1 protein-coding gene is annotated in these 556 nt (G+C 57.4%); it reads right to left on the bottom strand.

What is annotated here, in order from left to right; all coding sequences use genetic code 11:
- Window positions 1-386 precede the first annotated feature (386 nt).
- Window positions 387-556 (bottom strand): IS3 family transposase (locus B7R22_RS18190; protein ID WP_216363343.1); only part of this gene is annotated, 170 nt, incomplete at its 5' end.

The following is a 556-nucleotide window of genomic DNA, read 5'->3' as shown; positions in this document are numbered from 1 at the left end:
CGAGCTCCTCCGCAGAGGGCTCCGGCTTGTTTCTCTTCACAACATCCAGTGTCGTCATCACGGCACCTTCCCCGCCAGGCACACGCCCGACGCGTTAGGCCAGAAACACCGAATTCAGCACAGTCCCCGTAAAACCGATAGCCGATCCCAACGTAGACGCGTTCTGCCCCGAGAATGTGACCGTTGCCTGCCGAGAGACGTAATCGACATTCGACAGTGTCGCGGTCAATTCGTACGATCCAAGTGCGGCCTTGGTCTGATCGCCGCCGCCGAAGCAATTGGCATCCCAAAAGATGTATGTGCATGTATCTCGCGCGAGATTCACTGCGAACTCAAGAGGGTTGGGGTCTGCCCAGAGTTTGGTTGTCACTGGGGGTTGATGGTTTTCAGGCCGCGTTTGCGGTTGTGTAAATTGTCTCAAACTCGACGGGGGTGAGTTTGCCGAGGCCCCGTTGGCGGCGTCGGCGGTTGTATTTCGTTTCGATCCACACCACGATCGCGAGGCGGAGTTCCTCGCGAGTGTTCCAGCGCCGGGTGTTCAGAACGTTCTTTTGAA

It is taken from the genome of Subtercola boreus, assembly GCF_003399635.1.
In the GTDB taxonomy this organism is placed as follows: Bacteria; Actinomycetota; Actinomycetes; order Actinomycetales; family Microbacteriaceae; genus Subtercola; species Subtercola boreus_B.
This window is presented reverse-complemented; position numbering and strand designations above follow the sequence as displayed.